Source organism: Pseudomonas sp. R3-41 (genome assembly GCF_054161485.1).
In genome coordinates, this window is the sequence record NZ_CP096421.1 from 1,668,491 (window position 1) to 1,694,354 (window position 25,864).

Consider the following 25,864-nt stretch of genomic DNA (forward strand, 5'->3'; position numbering starts at 1 on the left):
GGTGCAGTGCATGACTTGGAAGCCTTGAGCACACATTGTGGCGAGGGAGCTTGCTCCCGCTCGGCTGCGAAGCAGCCGCAAAAGATGGGCCTGCTTCGCAGTCCAGCGGGAGCAAGCTCCCTCGCCACGGAAATTACTTCGAGCGGGCTTGATTATTCTTGCCCATGCCCGCAGTAATTGTCCTTCGAAAGGGAATTCCCCAAACAGCACCCGAGGCCAGATTCATGAGTGTTATCGATCTTCGCAGCGACACGGTCACCCAACCTTCCGCCGGCATGCTCGATGCCATGGCCAGTGCGCCGACCGGCGACGATGTGTATGGCGAAGACCCGACCGTCAATCGCCTCGAAGCCGAACTGGCCGAACGCCTGGGTTTCGCCGCGGCGCTATTCGTGCCCACCGGCACCATGAGCAACCTGTTGGGGTTGATGGCCCACTGCGAGCGTGGCGATGAATACATCGTCGGCCAGCAGGCCCACACCTACAAGTACGAAGGTGGCGGTGCGGCGGTGCTCGGTTCGATCCAGCCTCAGCCTCTCGAGGTACAGGCGGACGGTTCCCTGGACCTGGCGCAGGTCGCCGCGGCGATCAAGCCCGATGACTTCCACTTTGCCCGCACCCGCCTGCTGGCTCTGGAAAACACCATGCAGGGCAAGGTGCTGCCGCTGGAATACCTGGCCCGGGCCCGGCGTTTCACCCAGGAACATGGCCTGGCCTTGCACCTGGACGGGGCACGGCTGTACAACGCCGCGGTCAAGTTGAATGTCGATGCCCGGCAGATCACGCAACATTTCGATTCGGTGTCGGTGTGCCTGTCCAAGGGCCTTGGCGCGCCGGTGGGCTCGGTCCTGTGCGGCAGCGTCGAGCTGATCGGCAAGGCGCGCCGGCTGCGCAAGATGGTCGGTGGCGGCATGCGCCAGGCCGGGATTCTCGCGGCGGCGGGGCTGTATGCCCTGGACCATAACGTCCAGCGCCTGGCCGATGATCACGCCAATGCCCAGCGGCTTGCCGAGGGCTTGCGCGCGGCGGGCTACGAGGTCGAGCCGGTGCAGACCAACATGGTCTACGTGCAGATGGGCGAGCGGGCCGAGGCGATCAAGGCGTTTGCCGATGAGCGGGGCGTCAAGCTCAGCGCGGCGCCACGCTTGCGAATGGTGACGCACATGGACGTGAGCGCGGCGCAAATCGACCAGGTGGTCGCCACTTTCGTCGAATTTTCCCACCAATGACCCGCCAATCGGGTCAATTGACAGTTTCTATTGCATAAACACGCTGTACCCCACGCGCGGGGCCGATATAATGCGGCCCTTTGCCGTTGCTTCGTCTGTTGACGTTTTGCACAGGCCTTTGGCCGCAGCCTCCGTGGAAGAACCTAATGAAAAGCGCAGAAATCCGTGAAGCCTTCCTTCGCTTCTTCGAAGAGCAAGGCCACACTCGAGTAGCCTCCAGCTCTTTGATTCCGGGCAACGACCCGACCCTGCTGTTCACCAACGCGGGGATGAACCAGTTCAAGGACTGCTTCCTGGGCCAGGAAAAACGTGCCTACACCCGTGCAGTGAGCAGCCAGAAGTGCGTGCGTGCCGGCGGCAAGCACAACGACCTGGAAAACGTCGGCTATACCGCACGTCACCACACCTTCTTCGAAATGCTGGGTAACTTCAGCTTCGGTGATTATTTCAAGCGCGACGCCATCACCTTCGCCTGGACCTTCCTGACCTCCGACAAGTGGCTGAACCTGCCCAAGGAGAAGCTCTGGGTAACGGTCTACGCCACTGACGACGAAGCCTATGACATCTGGACCAAAGAGGTCGGTGTCCCTGCAGAGCGCATGGTGCGCATCGGCGACAACAAAGGCGCGCCTTACGCCTCCGATAACTTCTGGACCATGGGCGACACCGGCCCATGCGGTCCTTGCACCGAGATTTTCTACGATCACGGCGCCGACATCTGGGGCGGCCCACCCGGCTCGCCGGAAGAAGACGGCGACCGCTACATCGAGATCTGGAACAACGTGTTCATGCAGTTCAACCGCACCGCCGATGGCGTGTTGCATCCGCTGCCAGCGCCGTCGGTCGACACCGGCATGGGCCTGGAGCGGATCAGTGCGGTGCTGCAGCACGTTCACTCCAACTACGAGATCGACCTGTTCCAGAGCCTGCTGAGCGCGTCGGCCCAGGCCATCGGTTGCACCAACGACAACCAGGCTTCGCTGAAAGTCGTCGCTGACCATATCCGTTCCTGCGGTTTCCTGATCGCCGACGGTGTGCTGCCTTCCAACGAAGGCCGCGGTTATGTGCTGCGCCGGATCATCCGTCGCGCCTGCCGTCACGGCAACAAGCTGGGCGCCAAGGGCAGCTTCTTCTATCAGATCGTCGGAGCGTTGGTGGCCGAGATGGGCGAAGCCTTCCCGGAACTCAAGTCCCAGCAGGCGCACATCGAGCGCGTGCTCAAGGCGGAAGAAGAACAATTCGCCAAGACCCTGGAGCAAGGCCTGAAGATCCTCGAGCAGGACCTGGCCGAACTCAAGGGCAACGTGGTCCCGGGCGACGTGGTGTTCAAGCTGTACGACACCTACGGTTTCCCGATGGACCTGACTGGCGACATCGCCCGCGAACGCAACCTGACCCTCGACGAGGATGGTTTCGAGCGCGAGATGGAAGCCCAGCGGGTGCGCGCGCGTTCCGCCAGCTCCTTCGGCATGGACTACAACAGCCTGGTCAAGGTTGACGTGGCCACCGAGTTCACCGGTTATGCCGGCACCACCGGTTCGGCCAAGATCGTTGCCATCTATAAGGATGGGCAGTCGGTGGACATCCTGAGCGAAGGCCAGGAAGGCGTGATCGTGTTGGACAAGACGCCGTTCTACGCCGAATCCGGCGGCCAGATCGGCGACAGCGGTTACCTGCAAGCGGGCAGCTCGCGTTTCGACGTGCGTGACACCACCAAGACCGGTGGTGCTTTCCTGCACCATGGCGTGCTGGCGTCGGGCAGCTTGATGGTCGCCGCTCCCGTGGCGGCCCATGTCGATGCCGAGGTTCGTCACGCGACATCGCTGAACCACTCCGCCACGCACTTGCTGCACGCTGCGTTGCGCCAGGTGCTGGGCGAGCATGTCCAGCAGAAGGGTTCGTTGGTGGACAGTCAGCGCCTGCGCTTCGACTTCAGTCATTTCGAAGCCATCAAGCCTGAGCAGCTCAAGGCGTTGGAAGAAATCGTCAACGCCGAGATTCGCAAGAACTCCCCGGTAGAAACCGAAGAAACCGACATTGAGACCGCCAAGCGCAAGGGCGCGATGGCGTTGTTCGGCGAGAAATACGGCGACAGCGTGCGCGTGCTGAGCATGGGCGACTTCTCCGTTGAGCTGTGCGGTGGCATCCACGCCAACCGCACCGGTGACATCGGCCTGATGAAAATCATCAGCGAAGGCGGCGTGGCCTCCGGCGTGCGCCGGATCGAAGCGGTTACCGGCGCTGCGGCCCTGGCGTACCTCAACGCGGCCGAAGAACAACTCAAGGAAGCGGCCATCCTGATCAAGGGCAGCCGCGACAACCTGATCGACAAGCTGTCGGCTGTGCTGGAACGCAACCGCCTGCTGGAAAAGCAACTCGAGCAGTTGCAGGCCAAGGCCGCCAGCGCCGCGGGCGACGATCTGTCGGCCCAGGCCGTGGACGTCAAGGGCGTGAAGGTGCTGGCCGTGCGTCTGGACGGCCAGGATGGCAAGGCGCTGTTGGCGCTGGTCGATCAATTGAAAAACAAACTCGGCCGCGCAGTGATCCTGCTCGGCAGTGTCCATGAGGAAAAGGTCGTTCTCGTCGCAGGCGTGACCAAAGACCTGACTGGCCAACTCAAAGCCGGTGATTTGATGAAGCAGGCCGCCGCGGCAGTGGGCGGCAAGGGCGGTGGTCGTCCGGACATGGCGCAAGGCGGTGGTACCGACGTCGGCGCACTGGACGCGGCACTGGCCCAGACCGTTGCATTTGTAGAGCAGGGTATTTAAGGCAGCGTCGCGGGCTCGTGGTCTAGTGACGAGCCCGCGCGCTGCTGATTGAATTATTGGGCGCCCTTCATGGGCAGAGGCGGCTTTGAAATGGCTTTGATCGTACAGAAATTTGGAGGCACCTCGGTCGGCACTGTCGAGAGAATCGAACAAGTCGCCGACAAGGTTAAGAAATTCCGTGAAGCGGGCGATGACCTGGTGGTTGTGCTGTCGGCCATGAGCGGCGAGACCAACCGTCTGATCGATCTGGCCAAGCAAATCAGCGGCGACCAGCAACCGGTTCCCCGCGAGCTGGACGTGATCGTTTCCACTGGCGAGCAGGTGACCATCGCCTTGCTGGCCATGGCGCTGATCAAGCGTGGTGTGCCGGCGGTGTCCTACACCGGCAACCAGGTGCGCATCCTGACGGACAGCGCGCACAACAAAGCGCGTATCCTGCAGATCGACGACCAGAAGATTCGCGGTGACCTGAAGGCTGGCCGTGTCGTGGTCGTCGCTGGTTTCCAGGGCGTGGACGAGCAGGGCAACATCACCACCCTCGGCCGTGGCGGTTCCGACACCACCGGCGTGGCGCTGGCAGCGGCTCTCAAGGCTGATGAATGCCAGATCTACACCGATGTGGATGGTGTCTACACCACCGACCCGCGGGTCGTGCCTGTGGCCCAGCGCCTGGACAAGATCACGTTCGAAGAAATGCTGGAAATGGCCAGTCTCGGCTCGAAGGTGTTGCAGATCCGGGCGGTTGAATTCGCCGGCAAGTACAACGTTCCGCTGCGCGTTCTGCACAGCTTCAAAGAGGGTCCGGGCACCCTCATTACTATCGATGAAGAGGAATCCATGGAACAGCCGATCATTTCCGGCATCGCTTTCAACCGCGATGAAGCCAAGCTGACCATCCGTGGCGTGCCAGACACCCCCGGCGTGGCGTTCAAGATTCTCGGCCCGATCAGCGCCGCGAACATCGAAGTCGACATGATCGTGCAGAACGTTTCGCACGATAACACCACAGACTTCACCTTCACCGTGCACCGCAACGACTACCAGTCTGCCGAAGCGATCCTGAAAAAGACCGCTGGCGAGATCGGTGCCCGGGAAGTGGTGGGCGATACCAAGATCGCCAAGGTCTCGATCGTTGGTGTCGGCATGCGTTCCCACGCGGGCGTGGCCAGCCGCATGTTCGAATCCCTGGCCAAGGAAAGCATCAACATCCAGATGATCTCCACCTCGGAAATCAAGGTTTCCGTGGTCATCGAAGAGAAGTACCTGGAACTGGCCGTGCGCGCCCTGCACACGGCTTTCGAACTCGACGCTGCTGTCCAACAGGGCGAATAAAGCGTTGTCTTGAGGGCGCGGCTGGACCGCGCCCTTTGTTTTTCTGAATGGCGCGTCTCAAAACTGTTCTTTTGCCCGCGCTGGTCAATACTAGGCCTGTAGGCTTCGACCGTTTCGGTTGTAGGTCCAATGCCTTTTTTTTGCAGACTGTTGTCCCTTAAGTGAATTGCGTGAGGAGAAAGGTATGCTGATTCTGACCCGTCGGTGTGCAGAAAGCCTGATTATTGGCGATGGCGAAATCACCGTGACCGTGCTCGGCGTCAAAGGAAACCAAGTGCGTATCGGCGTCAATGCCCCGAAAGAGGTCGCTGTACACCGGGAGGAAATCTACCTGCGTATCAAGAAAGAGAAGGACGACGAACCAAGCCATTAATTTTTATCGATTTTTATGTTTGCAAACGGGGATGAAGGTGGTTAATATACGCCCCGTGTTGCGGAGAGCTGGCCGAGTGGCCGAAGGCGCTCCCCTGCTAAGGGAGTACACCTCAAAAGGGTGTCGGGGGTTCGAATCCCCCGTTCTCCGCCATTATTCGTTTAGTGCGTCAGAACCTGGCTTTATCGGTAAGTGGTTGAAATTACTGAAAAAAGCGCTTTACAAAAGGAATTGACGACCTATAATGCGCGGCAACAAATGCACTCGTAGCTCAGCTGGATAGAGTACTCGGCTACGAACCGAGCGGTCACAGGTTCGAATCCTGTCGAGTGCACCATTTAAGAGTCGTTTGCAGCAATGCAAATAACTTGGCTTCAACCAGTTGTGATCTGGTATAAAACCACAACTTGCACTCGTAGCTCAGCTGGATAGAGTACTCGGCTACGAACCGAGCGGTCACAGGTTCGAATCCTGTCGAGTGCACCAAACACCAAAAAGCCCGCGTTTAACGCGGGCTTTTTGCTGTCTACGATTTGCCTTTCACGCACCCCTTCTCATCGAACACAACCTCGGCGCTGCGACCTTTCTTCGCCTTGTAGGTATAGCGTGTGCTCGAATTCCTGACTTTGATCGAATCTGGCTTGCCCAAGGCGCTCTCTACGTCTTGTTGGCTCATGCCGACGACGATGCGTCGTTCCAGGATGGCATCGCGCCGTTGCCTGGCATCGATGAGGTTCCCGCAGCGGTCCTGGAACTGGCCAACCACGGTCGGTTCCTTGCGGGCGGTTGTGTTGCCGGATGTTTGTCGGCGCTCCGCTTCGGGCAGCATCGCTTCGGTCGTCGGCTCGCTCGTGCCAGGGCTGTACGGGTGGATCTGCTGCAGCGACAGGGCTTCTCCCGGGCCGCAGCTCAAGGTGGTGAACGTCACGTGCCCTGCAAGACTTTCGCAGCGGTGCACGGTCTGCCCGGCTGCCCACAACGGCAGGCAGGGCAGGGCGGCGAGCAGGAACAGGTAGTGGCTGACAGGCATCCGATCGTCCTCCTTGACGGTGCAGGAGAAAAGGGTAGTCGCTGCATTCCTATCGGCGCGTGTGTTTTCTTTTCTGAATAAGTCGTCGTAAGGGGATGGTTCAGCCTGTGTTCAGGTTTGTCTCGCAAGCGCTTGTTCTTGCCATGATTTTTTAGCGTTTTAAAGCGACAAGCGGTGTATGATTGCGCCCGTCAGCCCCGCCGGGGCTTTGGAATATCTCCATGGACTTACCCAGTAGTTACTCAATATCTAGTTTTGCCAATCATGAATTAACTGATTGATCCTTCCGGCGTGCTCCACTGCTGGGAGTGGAGTTCGCCTATGACCCAAGTAGAAGTAAAAAAAACGCAGGAAAGCCTTCAGGATCGCCTCGCTCAAGTCGTTGAGCTGCTGCAGCGCCAGCGGGTCGTCGAAGACCTGACGCATCGCCAGGAAGGCCCGAATCATGACCGGGTCGAGAACCTGGTCCACCGGCAGAACCTCGTCGAGCTGCAACGCAAGCTCGATGACCTGCACTCCGCCGACGTCGCCTACATTCTTGAAGCCCTGCCACTGGAAGAGCGCCTGACGGTCTGGCAGTTGGTCAAGGCTGACCGCGACGGTGACATCCTGCTCGAAGTGTCGGACTCGGTTCGGGAAACCCTGATCGCCGACATGGACGATCACGAGTTGCTGGCGGCGGCCAAGGAGATGGACGCCGACGAACTCGCCGACCTGGCGCCCGAACTGCCACGGGATGTTGTCCACGAGCTGATGGAAGCCCTCGACGGCCAGCAGCGTGAGCGTGTGCGCTCGGCGCTGTCCTACGACGAGGAGCAGGTCGGCGCGTTGATGGACTTCGAGATGGTGACGATCCGCGAGGACGTCAGCCTTGAAGTGGTCTTGCGTTACCTGCGCCGTCTCAAGGAGCTGCCCGGCCATACCGACAAGCTATTCGTGGTCGACTATGACGGCGTGCTCAAGGGCGTGCTGCCCATCAAGCGCCTGCTCGTCAACGACCCGGAAAAGCAGGTCGCCGAGGTCATGGCCAGCGACCCGGTGAGCTTTCACCCGGACGAAGACGCCTACGATGCGGCCCAGGCATTCGAACGTTATGACTTGATTTCCGCACCGGTGGTCGACAAGAACGGCAAGCTGATCGGCCGTTTGACCATCGATGAAATGGTCGACTTGATTCGTGAGGAAAGCGAAAGCGAAGTCCTCAACATGGCCGGTCTGCGCGAAGAGGAAGACATCTTCGCCTCGGTCTGGAAGTCCCTGCGTAACCGCTGGGCCTGGCTGGCGATCAACCTGATCACGGCGTTCGTGGCTTCCCGGGTCATCGGCCTGTTCGAAGGCTCCATCGAGAAGCTGGTGGCGCTTGCGGCGCTGATGCCCATCGTCGCCGGTATCGGTGGCAACTCCGGTAACCAGACCATCACCATGATTGTCCGTGCCATGGCGCTGGACCAGGTCAGCACCGGCAATACCTCGCGGTTGATGCGCAAGGAGCTGGCTGTCTCCTTGATCAACGGCGTGATCTGGGGTGGCGTGATCGGTGTGGTGGCTTATCTGCTTTATGGCAGCTGGTCGCTGGGGGTGGTCATGACGGCCGCGATGACACTCAACCTGCTGCTGGCGGCATTGATGGGGGTATTGATCCCCATGACGTTGGCCCGTATGGGGCGTGATCCTGCCATGGGTGCCAGCGTCATGATTACCGCGGTGACCGACAGTGGCGGGTTCTTCATTTTCCTGGGGTTGGCGACTATCTTTCTGCTTTGATCATTTATCGGGAAAGCCGCCTGTTGGCGTAATACTGTTCACTTGGGAAAAACGGCGCTTGTTTCAGAAATGAAAAGCGCCGTTTTTTTTTGAAAAGTCTAATCGCCTTTTTCCAAGCGGGTGGTGCGCATATCCGTTTCTGCGGTAACGGCTGCTTAGGGTTCTCCGAGGCGGCCTGGTAGCCGACCTGTTTCTTATTAAAGGCCGCGATCTCCTGTGGGAGCGAGCCAGCTCGCGATGAGGCCGGAAAACCTGGCATCCATTTGACTGAGCTACCGCCATCGCGAGCAGGCTCGCTCCCACATTCAATTTCCAGTGAACACAAAATTTATATCCAACACGGAACCCCTGTGGGAGCGAGCTTGCTCGCGATGGGGCCGGAAAACCTGGCATCCATTTGACTGAGCTACCGCCATCGCGAGCAGGCTCGCTCCCACATTCAATTTCCAGCGAACACAAAATTTATATCCAACACGGAACCCCTGTGGGAGCGAGCCAGCTCGCGATGAGGCCGGAAAACCTGGCATCCATTTGACTGAGCTACCGCCATCGCGAGCAGGCTCGCTCCCACATTCAATTTCCAGTGAACACAAAACTTATATCCAACACGGAACCCCTGTGGGAGCGAGCTTGCTCGCGATGGGGCCGGCAAGCCCAACATCCATGTGACTGAACCACCGCTATCGCGAGCAAGCTCCCACAGGCTGGCGGGCTTTCTTATGGGTACGAGGAAAGTGGAGGAGGAGGGAGGGCCAAACGCCAGGCATAAAAAAGCCAGCACGAAGCTGGCTTGAGTGTTTTGTGTGTGATCAGCTCGGCTCTGCGGCCATCTCTACGTCATGAGCAATCAGCGAAACGAGGGCGTTCTGCTGGCGGTGGGAAAGTTGTCGGAAGCGTTGAAGCAACTCGCGTTCATGCAAAGACAGCTCTGGGCTGTCCAGGCGCATGCTCAACTCTTCACCCAGTGCACCTTCCTGAATCAGGCTTTGCTCCAGGCGCGCAATGATTTCAGAGTTCATGCTGCGATGATGATTACGAGCCACCTCGGCAATGCGTTCCCGCATTCCGTCTGGCAGACGTACGACGAACTTGTCAGCCGTACGGCTGGAATAAATTGCCTGTTTCATTGGGCGCATATTTATTTAACCGGTTAGTTCAGGGGAGCGGTTCTTGGGATTGGCCGCAGGATGTCGATAGGACAAGCCCCGTTGCCAAATGTTCAACCTGAATTGTTAAGAGGCCCGCATCATGCCTCAAAATTGCCAGATCATTGGCGCCAATTCTGTGACAAATTCTGATCCGGGTAAAGGCGTTATGCCAGCACCTTTCATCAAAAAAATGCGGACTGGTTGGAAAAAACAACAGGTTCGCATTTTGTGACCGTCAGATTGTGTCGTTGTGCCATACCGTTTGGCGGATAACGGAAATGGACAAAAACGCCTGCCGTCCCTGTCTTGTACAGGATAGTGGCAAATGGCCGATTTACTAGGATGAACAAGCCTGGGGCAGATGAATGGTGGCCGAGGCATGGCTGTCTGGCCTATCCAGCCTTCCGAGCAATACCATTTTGCCTACACTTAAAAAAGGGACGACATGACAAACGCAGGGCAGGTCGTTAACATGCACGCCGTTCCGCGCACCGCATTCCTCGTGGTCGACTCGTGTCTCAGTAGCTCAATTGGATAGAGCATCCCCCTCCTAAGGGGAAGGTTGGCAGTTCGAACCTGCCCTGGGACACCATTATAAACAGTGGGTTAGCGTGTTTGCCGCTCACTTTCCCCTGCTTCATTCCCCGTCCCAAGCGATCATCTTCGCCTTCAGCGCGCCATGCGTGCCTTGCACCGCTCTCATTCCCCCAGGCTGTGATCGACTGCCCATTTTTGCTCTTTTTTACCGAGCCTGTTTCGGTAACGCGAAACTTTCTCCCCCCTCTGCCATCTGACCGTCTCGGTACGTTATAGGACTTTTCCTTCGTAGCCGATGGATTCGTACCTCTTTTTTACCGATGTCGGTGCCGCATTTCGCAGGCCTGACCCACCGTTTCTTTGATTCAGGCCACAAGGATGTGACATGCAGCCAGCCGCACCCTGCCGAACGCGTAAACCGAGCAGCTCTCGCCGTTGTGTTGACGCAACCCGTTCATCCGCACAGAACGCCAGGCGTCTCGCACTGCTGTTGATGGCGGCCTGGATGACGGGCGCGTGGAGCGCTGCACAGGCGGCTGGGCCTGAAGAAGAGCTGCTGCGCCAGCAGGAACGCGAACGAGTGTTGAGGGAACAGTTGGAGTCCCGGCCGGACGTGCGCTTGCAGGCGACACCCGTGGATGAAGGTGTCGAGCGCTTGCCCGCCAAGGAGAGTCCCTGCTTCGCCATCAATGACATTCGCCTGATCGGCGAAGCGTCGGAACAATTCCAGTGGGCGTTGCGCGCCGCCAACCCCAAGGATGATCCGGCCATTGGCCGTTGCCTCGGTGGCGACGGGATCAACCTGACGATGAAACGCATGCAGAATGCGATCATCGAGGCCGGCTACGTCACCACGCGCGTACTGGCCGAAGCCCAGGATCTGAACAGTGGGGTCCTGGTGTTGACCCTCGTGCCGGGGCGCATCCGTGAGATTCGTTTCGAAGAGGGCACCAGCTCCCGAGCCAATGCCTGGAACGCGATGCCGGCCGGTCCTGGCGATCTGCTCAACTTGCGCGACATCGAGCAGGCGCTGGAGAACTTCAAGCGCGTGCCGACCGCCGAGGCCGACATCAAGATCGCGCCCGCCCGTGCCGCCGACGCCAAACCCGGTGAGAGCGACGTGGTAATCGCCTGGAGCCAGCGGTTCCCCGCTCGGGTGAGCCTGTCGGTGGACAATTCGGGCAGCAAGACCACGGGTAAATACCAGGGCAACGTGTCGCTGTCCCTGGACAACCTGCTGTCGCTCAACGATTTGTTCTACGCCAGCGTCAACCATGACTTGGGCGGTGGCGAGTCCGGCCATCGCGGCTCCGATGGCAGCACGCTGCATTATTCGCTGCCGTTCGGTTATTGGCAGTTGGGGTTCACCAGCAGCGAATACAACTACGAACAGTCGGTCGCCGGCGCCAACCAGACCTATCAGTACCGGGGCGAGAGTCGCAACAACGAGGTGCGCCTGTCACGCCTGCTGTACCGTGACGCCGTTCGCAAGACCACGGCCTGGGGCAGCCTGTGGACGCGCTCCTCTGAGAACTTCATCGACGACACCGAAGTCGGCAACCAGAAACGCCGCATGGCCGGTTGGCAGTTGGGGTTGGATCATCGGGAGTTCATTGGCGCTTCGATTCTTGACCTGGGCGTCGCTTATCGTCGCGGCACCGGTGCCCATGATGCGCTCAGGGCGCCTGAAGAAGACTTTGACGCCGGCACGTCACGCTCGCAGATCATCACCGCCGATGCCCAATTGCAGGTGCCGTTCCAGGTTGGCGATCAGCGCCTGCGCTACATCGGCGGCTGGCGCGCGCAATGGAACCGCACGCCGCTGGTGCCTCAGGATCGTTTCTCCATCGGCGGGCGCTACAGCGTGCGCGGCTTCGATGGCGAAAACATTCTGTCCGCCGACCGTGGCTGGACCCTGCGCAACGAAATCGGCCTGTCCCTGGGGCAGACCGGCCAGGAACTCTACACCGGTATCGACTATGGCGAGGTCAGCGGCCAATCCAGTGAATTCCTGATCGGCCAGCGCCTGGCGGGGGCCGTGGTGGGTATACGCGGCGGTTACAAAGGCCTGTCCTATGACTGGTCGGTGGGGACGCCGTTGAAGAAGCCCGATGGTTTCGAGACGGCCAACGTGACCAGCGCGTTCACCGTCATCTGGTCATTCTGAGGTGATTCCATGCAGTTCGAGACGCTAGACATTATCGCCCCCGGCCTGATCGACGAGCCTTGGAGCGAAGCCGCGGTGTTCGGCTCCGCCACCTGGTTGTGGATGCACTCCAAGGCCCATCGCGACGCGCCGTTGCACACCTTGCCAACGCTGCTGCTGCCGGCGCTCAAGCATCGCCAGTTCGTGCTTGGTTCCGAACACGGCAAGCCGGTGTTCTACCTGTCCTGGCTCAACCTCGACGAGGCGGCGGAGCAACGCTACCTGCGGCAGTCGCCGTTGGCGCTGACCCAGGACGACTGGAACAGCGGCGAGCGCCTCTGGCTCAACGACTGGGTCGCTCCCTTTGGCCACACGGCGGTATTGAGCCGCTTGTTGCAACGTCATCTTTTTATCGATCGCTGCGCCCGTGCCCTCTATCACCGAGGCGACGAGCGCGGCCTGCGGGTCAAGACATTCCAAGGCATCGGGGTCATTCCCGAACAGGCCCAGGCCTGGTTTGCCGCCCATCCGCTGGCAATCGAAGCGTAACTCCAACCACTGCTCGTGCGGGCCGGCTCCGCAAATGGAATTGCTATGAACAAGCATCTGTACCGAATCGTTTTCAACAAGGCTCGCGGACTGTTGATGGTAGTGGCCGAGAACGTTACCAGCCAAGTCAAGGCGCCGGGGACTCGTTCTGGCCCGGCGGCGGGCGCAGCGGCTTGCACGGCGACGCTCGGGGCGTTGCGCTTTGCCTTGATGACAGCGATTGGCCTGGTGTCCTTGAGCGTGGCGCCGACCTGGGCCGGCACCATCGTCGCCGACCCGGGCGCGCCGGCTGGCCAGCGACCGGTGATCATACAAAGCGCCAACGGCACGCCGCAGGTGAACATCCGCGCGCCTAGCGCTGGCGGTGTCTCGCGCAACACCTACAACCAGTTCGACGTCGATGGCCGCGGGGTAATCCTCAACAATGGCGCGGGCAATAGCCAGACGAAACTGGGCGGTTGGATCGAAGGCAACCCGATGTTGGGCAATGGCAGCGCGCGGGTCATCCTCAACGAAGTCAATTCCAGTAATCCCAGCCAATTGCGCGGTTACGTCGAAGTCGCCGGCCAGCGCGCCGAAGTGGTGATCGCCAACCCGTCCGGTATCACCTGCAACGGTTGCGGCTTCATCAACGCCGACCGGGCCACCCTCAGCACTGGTCGGGCGCAGTTGGAGAACGGTCGCATCACCGGCTACACCGTGCAGGGCGGGACCATCAACATCGAAGGCAAAGGCCTGGACGCCCGCGAGGCCGACTATACGGATCTGATTGCCCGTTCGGTACAAGTCAACGCCGGGGTGTGGGCCAACGACTTGAAGGTTACGGCCGGACGTAATCAGGTCAATGCCGACAACACCCAGGCCACGCCGCTACCAGGCGCCGAGGGAGAAAAACCCACCGTTGCCATCGACGTGGCCAAGCTCGGCGGCATGTATGCCGGGAAGATCATGCTGGTGGGCACCGAATCCGGCGTGGGTGTGCGCAACGCCGGGCAGATCGGCGCCATGGCGGGCGAGGTGGTCATCAGCGCCGACGGCAAGTTGCAAAACCAGGGCGCCATCAGCAGCACAACGGCGACCCGGGTTGCTGCCACCAGCGTTGAAAACAGCGGCACGCTCTACGCCAAGGGCGACCTGAGGCTCGACAGCACCGGTGACATCGACAACAGCGGCACGGTTGCCAGCCAGACCCACACCACGCTGACCGCCAAGACCATCCGCAGCACCACGGCCTCGAGCCTGGCGGCGGGCGTCGGCGCGGACGGCAAACTGGGCAGCAGCGGCAACCTCGCGCTACGGGCCGCCACCGTCAAGGCGCAGGGCCAGAATCTTGCTGGCGGCGATGTCAGCGTCGAGGCCGCTGACCTGGACCTGAGCGGCAGCCAGACCCTGGGCCGCAATGTGACCCTGACGGCCAGTACCGGCGATGCCAACCTCACTGGCAGTCAAGTCGATGCGACCCAAGTGCTGAATACCAAAGCGGCCAAGACCTTGCGCACCGATACGGCCAAGGTCACCGCGGGTAACCTGCAGATGGGCGCGCGGGATATTTCCAATGTCGGTGGCGAGCTGGTGCAGACCGGCACGGCCGACACGTCGATCAAGGCCACCGCCACGTTCGACAACAGCGACGGCCGGATTGCCTCCAATGCCACCAATGTGAAACTTGGCGCCGACCGGCTCGACAACAGCACGGGCAAGGTCGAGCACGCCGGCAAAGGCACCCTGGACATCCAGGCCACCCAGTTGGCCGGCAGCAAAGGTACCTTGGCGAGTAATGGCACATTGAGCGTCAAGGCCCGCGAGGTGGTGGTCGATAATGGCCTGACCCAAGGCCAGCAGATCACGCTCGACACAACGACGTTGTCCAACCAGCGTGGACGTATTCTCCAGACCGGCGCGCAACCGTTGCAGGTCACTGCCCGTGAACGCTTCGACAATCAGGCCGGGCAAGTCAGCAGTCCTGGTGCAGTGGTGCTGAAGGTCGGCGCGCTGAACAACCAGGGCGGCAAAGTCCTCGCCACCGTTGGCGGTGACTTGACCGTCACGGCCGACGAAAAGGTCAACAACGGCGGTGGCACGCTGGCCGCCAGTGGGACGACAAAGGTCAGCGGCAAGGCGCTGGATAACGCCCAAGGCACCGTGAGTGCCGGCGGTGAGCTGCACGCGAAGTTCGACCGCTTGGACAATATCGGCGGCACGCTCGCCGCCACCCAGCGCATGGAGATCATCGCCGGACAGTTGAACAACACCAACGGCGTGCTGGGGTCGGTGAAGTCCGGGTTGCAGGTCACCGTCTCGGCGGATGCGCTGAACAACAGCGGCGGACGCCTTGAAGCGCTGGGCGATATCACGCTGTCGGCCCTGGGCCTGAATAACCAGGGCGGGGTGATCAGTGGCCAGGCTTTGGACCTGAATAGCCACGGCCTGCTGATGGACAACAGCCAAGGCACGTTGAATGCCGGTGCGACCCTCGACCTGCGCAGCGGTGAATTGCGCAACGCGGCGGGCCTGATCCAGGCTAAGGGCAAGCTGTTCATCGACACCGGCACCCAGGCGCTGAACAACCTTCAGTCCGGCACCACCCAAGGCATCAGCGGCCAGGACGCGGTGGAAATCCACAGTGCCCATTTCAACAACAGCGCCGGTTTCCTCGGTGCCAAGGGCGCGCTGGTGCTCAAGGCCACCGACGTTACCAACGGCAGCGGCGGCCAGATCATTGGCCAGAAGAGCGTACAGGTCGAAGGCGCCCGGGTGGATAACCGCGGCGGTCAATTGCAGGGCCTCGGCGATGTCCAGTTGGCGCTGGGGGATACGCTCAGCAACCAGGGCGGACTGGTGCGCAGCGCGGGCACGTTGGGCGTGACTGCCGGCGTGCTCGACAACAGCGCCACCCAAGGTGCCAATCAGGGCCTTGAAGGCGGTGCCATGAGCCTGGTGCTCGACACCTTCGGCAACCAGGCCGGAGCCGTGCGCGCCGACGAAGGATTGTCCATCGGTGTCAGCCAAGCGCTGGATAACCAGGGCGGCCTGATTTCCTCGGGGGCCGGCCTGACCATCACCGATCGCGATCCGGCGCAACGTCGCCAGGCGGTGCACAACCTCGACGGGACCTTGCTCGCCGGCAGCCTGTTGTCCCTCAACGCCGCCTATTACTCGGGCACCGGCCGAGCCCTGAGCCTGGGGGACCTGACGTTCAGCCTGCAAAATGGCCTGGACCTGAGCGGACAGATACAGGCCAATGGCAAGATTGACCTGAGCACCGAAGGGGCTTTCAACAACAGCGGAAAACTGCTGGCGGGCAATCTCCTGCTGGTGCGCTCGCAAACCCTGGACAACGCCGTCAGCGGCGAGATCAGCGCCGGCCAGGTTCGCCTGACCGTCAACGACAGCTTGACCAACCGTGGCCTGATCGACGGCCAGCAAGTGCGTGTGCAAGCGCTGTCGCTCAATAACCTGGGCACGGGACGTCTATACGGCGACCGATTGGCGATTGCCACTTCGGCTCTGAGCAACCGCGATGAGAATGGCGTCGCCGCGACCATCGCCGCCCGCGAGTCGCTGGACATTGGCACCGGCACCCTGGACAACCGCGAGCAGGCAATGATCTTCAGTGCCGGGGACCTCGCCATTGGCGGTGCGCTGAGCGCCACTGACAAGGCCCAGGACCGGGCCCAACTGCTGACCAACGCCAGTGCGACCATCGAGGCCCTCGGCAACCTGTCGCTCGATGTGCAAAGCGTGCGCAACACCAACGAACACTTCAGTACCCAACAGGTGGAAGTCAGCCGCACCGCCTTGCAGGAATTCCAGCTCAGCGGTTCGCCGAACCGTTACCAGGGCAACCAGATTTCCGTGAGCCACGACGAGGTCAATTACCTCAACACGCCTGAGGGGAGCAAAGATAGCTGGAACCGCTACGACTACACCCGCGTGGTCCAGGAAACCCAGATCGCCACCTCGGCACCGGCGCAGATCCTCTCGGGCGGGACGATGCAGATCAATGCAGGGGATGTGCTCAACGACAAGAGCCGCATCATTGCCGGTGGGTTGTTGCAGGCCAACATTACCAGCCTGACCAACACCGAACTGACTGGCCAACGCACCACCACCGACAGCGGCACCGCAACGAGCTTCTATCGCATCCAGCGCAAGGGCCGGGACCGTCAAGGAACAGCCATCACGGCCTACACGCCTGCGCCGTTGATCCAGGACATCACCCTGCAACCGACCGTGTTCGCCCAGAACGCCGCCGGCAACGGTACCGGCGCCCAGATCAGCGCCCGCGCCACACAGGGCGTCGGCGAACAGATCGCCGCCACGGGCACGGTCAGCGCTCCGGTCGACAGGACCTTTCAAGTGGCGCCCATCGTTCAGGTCGCGGCCCAGACCACCCTCAACAGCAAGGGCGTGGCCGAGCAGATCCGCAGTGGCGGGCCCTCCCTGGCATTGCCGAACAACAGCCTGTTCACCACTAATCCCCAGAACACCAGCAGCTACCTGATCGAAACCGATCCGCGTTTTGCCAGCTACCGCACCTGGCTGTCATCGGACTACATGCTGCAGCGCCTGCAAGTCGACCCGGCACTGACGCAACAACGCCTGGGCGACGGCTTCTACGAACAGAAATTGATTCGTGAACAGATCGCGCAACTCACCGGCCGCCGTTTCCTCGACGGCTACGCCAATGACGAAGCGCAGTACCGTGCCCTGATCGACAACGCCGTGACCGTCGCCAGCCAATGGCAACTGGTGCCCGGCGTGGCCCTGACCTCCGCGCAGATGGCCCAGTTGACCAGTGACATCGTCTGGCTGGTTCAGAAGCAGGTCACCCTGGCCAACGGCGACACCCGCAACGTGCTGGTGCCGCAAGTGTACGTACGGGTCCAGGAGGGCGACCTCAACGGCTCCGGTGCCCTGATTGCCGGGCAGCAGTTGAACCTGAACATCGCTGGCGACCTGGTCAACAGTGGCAGCCTGGCCGGGCGCAGTGTCATGGCGATCACCGCGCAGAACATCGAGAACCTCGGCGGGCGCATCCAGGCCGACAAGGCATCGCTCACCGCGCGGGAAAACCTCAACAACCTTGGCGGCCTGATCGGTGCCGTGGACAGCCTGTCGCTCAAGGCCGGGCAGGACATCAACGTCGTCTCCAGCAGCCGGGACAGCAGCAGCGCCCAAGGCACCCGCACCAACCTGTCGCGGGTGGCCGGGCTGTTCGTCAGCGGCGCCCAAGGCACGATGGGCGTGAGTGCCGGCAACGACCTCAACCTCACCGGGGCCCAGGTGGTCAATGCCGGCAAGGGCGGCAGTACCTTGCTGGAGGCGGGCAAGAACATCAACCTGGCCACCGTCGGCGAAGCCCACGAGCAAGCGCTGGCCTGGAACAGCAGCAACTGGCGCAAGGATGCCAGCCAGACCGAAGTCGGCTCCCAGATCCAAGGGCAGGGCGACGTGCGCTTGAGCGCCGGCCAAGACCTCAACGCCCGCGCGGCCCAGGTCACCAGCGAGCAAGGGGCGGTGTTTGCCGAGGCCAAGCGCGACGTCAACCTGACCGCCGGCCAGAACTACCAGTTCGCCGATGAAGCCCACAAGGTCAAGGGCAGCAACGGGATGTTTTCCAGCAAGACCACCACCACCCGCGACACCATCAGCCAGACCTCGGTCGAAGGCTCCACCCTCAGCGGCGAGCAGACCTATGTGCAGGCCGGTCGCGACATCAACCTGAAGGGTAGCAACGTGGTGTCCACGACCCAGACGGTGCTGGTGGCGGACAACAACGTCAACATCGAAGCCGACACCGCCAGCAGCAGCGAACGCCATGACAAGTCCGTGAAGAAAAGCGGCCTGTTCAGCGGCGGCGGCATCGCCGTGACCATGGGGACCCAGCAACAGAGCGTCAAGGACCTCACCACCGAGCACACGGCCGTGGCGAGCACGGTCGGCTCGACCACCGGTGATGTGCTGATCGAAGCGGGCAAGGGCTATCGCCAAGTGGGCAGCCAGGTGTCGGCGCCACAAGGCAACATCGACGTCACGGCGCAGACCATCGACGTCGTAGAGGCGCGCAACACCCGCGAGCGCGAGCGTGAAACCCTGTTCAAGCAGACCGGGTTCACCCTCACCGTGACCAACCCGGTGATCAGTGCGATCCAGACGTCCCAGCAAATGAAACGGGCATCGGAAAAAACCGACGACGGGCGCATGAAGGCCCTGGCCGCCGCCACCGCCGTACTGGCGACCAACAATGCCGCCACCGCCGTGGCGATGGACCCGGGCGCGGCGGGCGGGATCAACATCAGCCTGTCCCTGGGCACCAAGAAGAACGAAAGCACCACCACCTACACCAGCGACAGCGCGGCCGGTTCGACCATGACCGCCGGCAACGACGTTCGCCTGCGCGCCACGGGCGCGGGTGCCGCGAGCAACATCACCGTACAAGGCAGCGATATCAAGGCCGGCCGCAACGCCAGCCTGCTGGCGGACGGTGACATTAACCTGCTCGCCGCGCGCAATATCGACAAACAGGAAACCGACAGCAAAGGCAGCAGCGCCAGCATCGGCATCGGCTTTTCTCTCGGTGCTCGCAACGGTTTCACCCTGGATCTGGGGGCATCCGGCAGCCGTGGCCAGGCGGATGGCGATGGCCTCACCCACACCAATACCCATGTCCAGGCGGGCAACCAGTTGTTGCTGTCCTCGGGCGGTGACACCAACCTCAAAGGCGCGGTGGCCAGCGGCAAGCGAGTGTTGGCCGATGTTGGCGGCGACCTGAACATCGAAAGCCTGCAAGACACCAACACCTATGTGGTCGACGAGAAGAGCCTGGGCGTTGGCATTAGCCTGTGCATTCCGCCGTTCTGCTACGGCATGAGTTCGGTCAACGGTGTCAGCGGCAGCTTCGGCGCCACGGATATCGATTCCAACTACGCCAGCGTGACCGAGCAATCGGGCATCAAGGCCGGGGACGACGGCTTTGACATTCGCGTGGGGGGCAACACCGATCTGGTCGGCGCTGTCATCGCCAGCAGCGACAAGGCCGTGCAGGACGGCAAGAATCGCCTGGTCACCGCCAGCCTCACCAGCCGCGACATCAAGAACAAGGCCGAGTACGACGCCAGCACCGTCAGCGTCGGTGGCGGCTATCGCGAAGTCGGCAAGGACCAGCAGGGCAACGCCACCAGCGGCGGCACGCAAACCCCTGGCACCGACCTGCCGAAGAACGACAACGACCTCAGCGCCACCATGCCGATCGCCATCAGCGCCAGCGACGACGCCAGCAGCGTCACCCGCAGCGGCATCAGTGGCGGCACCATTGTCATCAGCAACGACGCCGAGCAACAGAAGCGCACCGGCAAGAACGGCGAGCAAACTATCGCCAGCCTCAACCGCGATGTTTCCAGCGACCGCGACACCACCAACACCCTCAAGCCGATCTTCGACGAAGACGAAATCCGTGCCGGTTTCGAGATCGTCGGGGCGTTCTCCAACGAAGCCAGCACCTTGCTCGCCAACAAGGCCAAGGAGGTCGACCTCAAGCGCAAACAGGCCGAGAAAGCGCAGGCAGCGGCCCTGGACCCCAACGCCAAACTCACCGACAGCGAACGCTTGGCGCTGCTCGGCAGCGCTCAGCGGCTGAATGCCGAAGCCAGCGGCATCGCCGACAAGTGGGGCGCGGGCGGCACCTACCGGCAGATCACCACCGCCCTGGTCGGCGCGGCCAGCGGCAACATCAGTGGCGGCAACAGTGCGTTCCTCCAAGGGCTGGTGGTCAACTACCTGCAGCAGCAGGGCGCCGGCTACATCGGTGACCTGGTGGCGGACGGCAAACTCACCGAAGGCTCGCCACTGCACGCCGCCCTGCACGGCATCGTCGCCTGCGCCGGTGCCGCCGCCAGCAGCCAGAGCTGTGGCAGCGGAGCCGCCGGCGCGGCGGCGTCGAGCCTGCTCACCGGCCTGTTCTCCGAAGCCAGCCCCGATGAAAGCGAAGCCCAGCGCGAAGCCAAGCGCAACCTGATCGTCAGCATTGTCACCGGGTTGGCCGCCACCAGCTCCTCGCTCGACCCGGCTACCGCCAACAGCGCGGCCGGTGCAGCGGTGGATAACAACTGGCTGGCGACTCAGCAGCTGGTTCAGGCGGAGAAGGAGTACAGCGCGGCTGACGGTCTCGGGGCCAAAGCGCAGGTGATCGCCAAGTGGGCGTACATCCACAAGAAACAAGACGTCCTGACCCGCTTCGGCGTGGGCAAAGGTTTGGCGCAGGCGGGTTGGAGCGATGTCGAAGGCTTGGCGCAATTCCTCCTCAATCCGGTTGAAGGGATCAAAGGTATCAAAGCCTTGATCGACGATCCCGAGGCGCGCCAGAGATTAGGCGATGAAATGGTCGGTGACGCCAAAGCCAAAATCGCACGTATCGAAGACGCCCTTGAACACGGCGCCGACGAACGTGCCGTGCAACTGGGCCAGGATATTGGCGAACTGGTCTGGCAAGTCGGCACCATCGCCACGGGCGTGGGCACGGCGGCCAAGGGCGGCGTGGCGCTGGCGAAAACCGGGATCAAGGTGGGGGCCAAAGAGCTTGAAAAAATGGCCGATATGGCCAACATTGCCAAAGCTGAAGTGTCGGCCGGTAAGCCGATGAACTGGAGCAGCGTGGAGGGGGCGTATAGCAAGAAGCTTGAGGGGGGGTATGGCACTGTCACGACGACGGTTAATGGGAAGGTTGTTGAAAACACCGTGGACTATAGTTCGGGTGTTAAGGGGACTCAACCAACCAAGGTGATTGATCGTCTTGATGAGCTGAAGCTAGACGGTTTTAATCCCTACGATAATCCTCGCTACAAAGAAATGTCCCCCGATCAGCAGAAAACATTTTTGAAGGAGTACAACAAGCAGTTGCAAGCTCAGCAGGATGCGATTAATAGCATGACAGCTGATGAGTTTAAAATTGCACGGGATGCCTACATTCAACAAGGCCGCAATCCCGCAGCTGATTCAATGCAGCGAAGTCTAGGTCGTGAGTTCGAGAGAGAAGTGTCTGAGAGTATTCGACAAAGTTTAATAAATAAAGGTGTCGATCGTTCTACGGCAACGCAGATGGCAAAAGATCGCGCCAAGGAAATTAAATCTAGTCTTGCAGCCTTGCACGAGCCTGACATGGTTGCAGGCGGTTGGACGACGCCAGCGCCGGTAAGGATGGGGGACACCAATGTGAACTCATCCATAGGTGCTAGCTGGTCAAGTCGTTTATCATCTGTCGATCAAGCCGTAGATACGGCCATTTCCACCGGTGCTGGCAGCGCTAAATTGAATGTCCGGCTAGAGCTACTCAGAGGAGCACAGGCAAGATGAGGGACGAAGATTTCCAGTATTTCATCAGCGTGATGGGGGAAGCCACATCTCATCGACATGTGCCTGACTCCCAAATTGCTAAATATCGTGGGGTGCTGCCTGAGGCGTTGCTTGACTATTGGCAGGATGAGGGGTGGTGCGGATATGCCAATGGCCTTTTCTGGACGGTAAATCCGGATGATTATAAACATCTGCTCGATATGTGGCTCGCGGGCACTGAATTTCCACAAATAGATAACTACCACGTTATTGCGAGGAGCGCGTTTGGGACTCTCTATGCTTGGGGTGAAAAATACAATCAGAAGATTGTTGTTTCGTGTCCGACGGGGTCTATCGTCGCGTTAATGAGTAAACTGAAAACGCCTAACAAAAATCCGGATCTAGCCCTTCAGACATTTTTCGCTATGTCTGATAAGGAGCGTTATGATTTGGAGGATGATCAAGGTGAGTTTCTATTTGAGCGAGCGCTAGATAAGTTGGGGGCGCTTGATGAGAGTGAGCTTTACGGCTTTGAGCCGGCATTGTTTGTTGGGGGGACTGCTTCGCTAGATCATTTGGTTAAATGTAACTTGGAGGTTCATTTAATGATCCTGCGACAGATGCGTTCTTGAACGAGTAAGAGGGAAAGGAGGAAAGGGGATAAATTTGTTTGTTGGAAGGGCGGATTATTTAATTCCTAGTTTCCAAATAAGTCTGTCCCGAATGGCACTTACTTAACCTTCTTCGGGTGTCCATTCTTCCTGACCTCAGCCCTTGCTGATCGACGTGTTTTCATCAGCATGGGGTAAGGCTTGGGTCTTCGTTTTATGGTGCGCGGCTCAATTCTGCCAGGACGCTTTCCGACCCGTTTTTGGGCAATCAGCGCAAGCAGATTCAGCAGACGATCCTCTTGCTCCTGAGCCCTGTACTGCCTCAACGCTAGACACAGCTGAAGGCTATGCTTGAAGCTCAGTTCGCGAGGCAGACAGTCGGCCAACAGAGCTGATTGCGCCATGAGCATCCGTATCAGGTTGTGCGCCAGCAAGTAGATCCACAACTCTTTGACGGCCATACCTGGCGTTTTGCAGGTCAGTGCTTCAAGCCCCAGCGTAGTCTTGAGGTTGCGCAGATCCAGCTCCACGTGCCATCGGTCTTTAAACAGTGATTTAAGAGCAGCTTTTGGCACCTGCTGTGGACAATTCAAAGTGATGACCAGGATTTTTCCACCGGCCTTCAACTCACGTACTGTCAACGTTTCAGGTGCCTCGTCGTAATAGGCCTGACTCATCCAGGACGGCTTTGCCTTGGGTTTTTTCAACTCAACCAAATGATCTTCCGTCCCCAAGGGCTTTCCCAACTGAAAGTCCGTGCTACGCCGTCGAGCGCCATATTGTTCGAACACCCCGTCCACGCCTCGATGTTGCAATTCACACAACAAAAAGTAGGTTGCGTAGTAGGCATCGCCCAGCACAATGTCAGCTCGTTCCAAGGTATTGAGCATGGTTCTGAGCAGCGTCTGCTCATCACCTCCTTTACCGCGGAAACGTCCCAACGAGGCATCCAAAACAGCACCGCTGGCGAGGCAAACAATTCCCACCACCCGGCAGATAGGAAAGCCCAGTCCGGCTTTCTGCCCACGAGATTGCGGATAGGCCTCTTGGTGGGCCGGCGTATCCGGCAGGGTAACTGTAGTGCCATCCACGAGGCGCACAGGTCGCCCCCTCCAACGCCACGATGACGGAGCCCGGTTGCTCATCGATAACCCCGTGGAGCGCAACAAGGTTGAAACCATCTCCACCGGCAGCCGGGCTCTGGCTTTGCAGTAAGCACCGGTATGAATGCTGTTGGGCTTGAACCCCTCGTAGAGCGCCTGACAGAAAAATCATTCACGGCATTCTGACAGGAGCGATCGGCGCTCATCGCCTGGGACAAAAACAGGGACAGTGTTTCGGTCGGGGGGAATAGCCGCTGGCGATGCTTGGGTATCGACGACTCGACACCCCGCAATAGCTCTGGGTCGTTGAGCAGTTTGAAGAAAGCATGGGCATTGCTGTTCGTGGCGTGCTGGCGCATACGGTGCTATTGATGTCGGACGATTTGGCGTCTACGATTCACTCGGGCTGTGTCCTTGCTTGATCGGTGTGTGTTCGCAACTATCACCGTAGACCAAGGCCAGCCTTTTTTCATTTTTTGCAGCCGTATCAGCTAGTTAGCCGTTAAGTAAGTGCCATTCAAGTCTGTCCCCTTTTTACATGGCGAGCCGGAGGACGGTGTGCTCTCACCGGGAGTGGGTTCTTAGTGGCTCACTAAATTCGGGCTTTAGATATAGGCGCGATCACTGGCTCCCAGCTTAAATGCAGGAAAATTCCAGGATGTTGAATTTCGGAGGAAACATAGGTGATTCGGGCACCGCTGGGAGACTCCCGCTACTGGTCGGAATGGGTTGAGTATGGTGATCAGAGCATCGTCGACGCGCTGGAAACCGCCGCTAAACCTGCCGGCGATCCCGATTACGCGCCGCAGTACGTTTTCATCATCGCGTAGAAACACTGGCACCAGATGCTGTGCCGGTATTCTGCTGGCGATCTGATAGCGGACCTGTCGCGATACTTTCCCGGGCTGCTCGATGCCTGGGAGGAGGCCGAGCGCCTTGGCGCGACGGTCTGGACCCAGGAGCAGCAATTCACTCGCCATAGCTGGCGCGTCAACTACGACCATTACATCACCTGCTTCTGGCTGGTGGGCTTGGGATTGGCGCTGGATATTGCGGATGACCAGTGGAGGCGGTTGCTGGCGTTGATCGGTAACGAAGGCGAGGACGTGCTGCTCGACCGGATCATTGCGAGTCGCAGCCCTGAACGCAAAATAGGTTCTGTGCTTCTTTACCCGAAACCCTACGCTCGGTTACTGACGGCGGTAGACGCTCCGGCGGATTCGCAAGCATCGCTGTTGAGTGCGTTCGTCAAGCATTGGTACGCGGAGGTGCGTACCGGTGCCAAGTCTGGCTCTGATCCTCAGGCTGTCAGTTATAGACATCCCTATTGGTATACCTATGGCGATGAAAATTTCGAGGGCGGCGCCTATTTCGGTCGTTGGTGCGTAGAGGCCGTGGCGGCGGTCAAGGCTTTTGATATGGACGATTCACAGTGCTTGGGGCTGGAGCATTACCCAGGGGACTTGTTGAGACCCAATAGGCCGAGTACGCATCCGCTCAGGCAGGAAGCTGAACCGCCTGCTACGGTGGTTGTGGAGAATAAGGGAGGTTTTTGGGCGAGGTTGTTGAGGCGACGTGAGTGAGCAAGTTTCGTTTGATCAGTCGAGGGGCTGAAGCCTGACATCACCCTTCGTGGCGAGGGAGCTTGCTCCCGCTCGGTTGCGCAGCAGCCGCCAAACAGACAGGTCCGCTGCGCGGCCCAGCGGGAGCAAGCTCCCTCGCCACGGGTGTTCAGCCAGTCGTCTGCACTCAGTTTCTCCCACACCTTCTCCTTAACGGAACGCGGTCTCCTGCCGATAACCTGATGAGCCCGGTTGTCTCCAGCGTTTCGGCTCGCAAAGTGCGTCACGACACAGCCAGGCCAAGCGGGTGCTGAAATCCCTTGAACGTGGCTGGCTGGTGACTATCATCTGTGCGCCTCGGGGTTGTGACACGGCGTTTCGT

Annotated in this window: 11 protein-coding genes, 4 tRNA genes and 2 pseudogenes; 14 read left to right on the plus strand and 3 right to left on the minus strand. The window is 60.2% G+C overall.

Features of this window, described 5'->3' with window-relative positions; genetic code table 11:
- Positions 1-224: 224 nt before the first annotated feature.
- The 7 genes from ltaE (at position 225) to M1D99_RS07595 (ending at position 6,188) form a co-directional block, all read left to right on the plus strand.
- A complete protein-coding gene (ltaE, locus tag M1D99_RS07565) occupies positions 225-1,229 on the plus strand; it encodes a low-specificity L-threonine aldolase (RefSeq protein ID WP_458131594.1) in 1,005 nt (334 codons plus the stop codon).
- Positions 1,230-1,375: 146 nt separating this feature from the next.
- Positions 1,376-3,997: an alanine--tRNA ligase gene (gene alaS / locus M1D99_RS07570; protein ID WP_458131595.1), complete on the plus strand. Its 2,622-nt coding sequence runs from the start codon at positions 1,376-1,378 to the stop codon at positions 3,995-3,997.
- Between the two features lie 90 nt (positions 3,998-4,087).
- Positions 4,088-5,329 (plus strand): aspartate kinase, encoded by a 1,242-nt coding sequence (locus M1D99_RS07575; protein ID WP_053124398.1) that lies wholly within the window; start codon positions 4,088-4,090, stop codon positions 5,327-5,329.
- 184 nt (positions 5,330-5,513) lie between these two features.
- Positions 5,514-5,702, plus strand: coding sequence for a carbon storage regulator CsrA (gene csrA / locus M1D99_RS07580; RefSeq protein WP_003178872.1), 189 nt, complete (start codon positions 5,514-5,516; stop codon positions 5,700-5,702).
- 62 nt (positions 5,703-5,764) lie between these two features.
- Positions 5,765-5,855: transfer RNA gene (locus M1D99_RS07585), tRNA-Ser, on the plus strand.
- Positions 5,856-5,962: 107 nt separating this feature from the next.
- Positions 5,963-6,039, plus strand: a tRNA-Arg gene (locus M1D99_RS07590).
- Positions 6,040-6,111: 72 nt separating this feature from the next.
- A tRNA-Arg gene (locus M1D99_RS07595) sits at positions 6,112-6,188 on the plus strand.
- A gap of 40 nt (positions 6,189-6,228) precedes the next feature.
- Here M1D99_RS07595 and M1D99_RS07600 read toward each other — a convergent pair.
- Positions 6,229-6,732 (minus strand): cell envelope protein SmpA, encoded by a 504-nt coding sequence (locus M1D99_RS07600; RefSeq protein ID WP_434574575.1) that lies wholly within the window; start codon positions 6,730-6,732, stop codon positions 6,229-6,231.
- A 321-nt stretch (positions 6,733-7,053) separates the two neighbouring features.
- Between M1D99_RS07600 and mgtE the strand changes: the two genes are divergently transcribed.
- Positions 7,054-8,496, plus strand: coding sequence for a magnesium transporter (gene mgtE, locus M1D99_RS07605; protein WP_060741018.1), 1,443 nt, complete (start codon positions 7,054-7,056; stop codon positions 8,494-8,496).
- An 809-nt stretch (positions 8,497-9,305) separates the two neighbouring features.
- Here mgtE and M1D99_RS07610 read toward each other — a convergent pair.
- Positions 9,306-9,632 (minus strand): Arc family DNA-binding protein, encoded by a 327-nt coding sequence (locus M1D99_RS07610; protein WP_186707061.1) that lies wholly within the window; start codon positions 9,630-9,632, stop codon positions 9,306-9,308.
- 527 nt (positions 9,633-10,159) lie between these two features.
- Here M1D99_RS07610 and M1D99_RS07615 point away from each other — a divergent pair.
- The 5 genes from M1D99_RS07615 to M1D99_RS07635 all read left to right on the plus strand — a co-directional run bounded on the left by M1D99_RS07615 (position 10,160) and on the right by M1D99_RS07635 (position 22,838).
- Positions 10,160-10,236 (plus strand) — tRNA-Arg (locus M1D99_RS07615).
- Positions 10,237-10,686: 450 nt separating this feature from the next.
- Positions 10,687-12,348, plus strand: a complete 1,662-nt coding sequence (locus M1D99_RS07620) for a ShlB/FhaC/HecB family hemolysin secretion/activation protein (RefSeq protein WP_458131596.1) — start codon at positions 10,687-10,689, stop codon at positions 12,346-12,348.
- 9 nt (positions 12,349-12,357) lie between these two features.
- Positions 12,358-12,876 (plus strand): toxin-activating lysine-acyltransferase, encoded by a 519-nt coding sequence (locus tag M1D99_RS07625; RefSeq protein WP_109753925.1) that lies wholly within the window; start codon positions 12,358-12,360, stop codon positions 12,874-12,876.
- A gap of 45 nt (positions 12,877-12,921) precedes the next feature.
- The gene (locus M1D99_RS07630; RefSeq protein WP_458131597.1) at positions 12,922-22,227 is read left to right on the plus strand and encodes a two-partner secretion domain-containing protein; all 9,306 of its coding nucleotides are present in this window, start codon (positions 12,922-12,924) and stop codon (positions 22,225-22,227) included.
- Entirely contained in the window at positions 22,224-22,838 is a 615-nt protein-coding gene (locus M1D99_RS07635; RefSeq protein ID WP_434574578.1) for a GAD-like domain-containing protein, read from the plus strand. Before M1D99_RS07630 ends, M1D99_RS07635 begins: the two co-directional genes overlap by 4 nt.
- A 98-nt stretch (positions 22,839-22,936) precedes the next feature.
- Here the strand turns inward: M1D99_RS07635 and M1D99_RS07640 are convergent.
- Positions 22,937-24,279 (minus strand): annotated as a pseudogene (locus tag M1D99_RS07640) (IS4 family transposase).
- 324 nt (positions 24,280-24,603) lie between these two features.
- On the opposite strand from M1D99_RS07640, the pseudogene M1D99_RS07645 reads away from it, so the two are divergent.
- Positions 24,604-25,503 (plus strand): annotated as a pseudogene (locus tag M1D99_RS07645) (PoNe immunity protein domain-containing protein).
- The last annotated feature ends 361 nt before the right edge of the window (positions 25,504-25,864 follow it).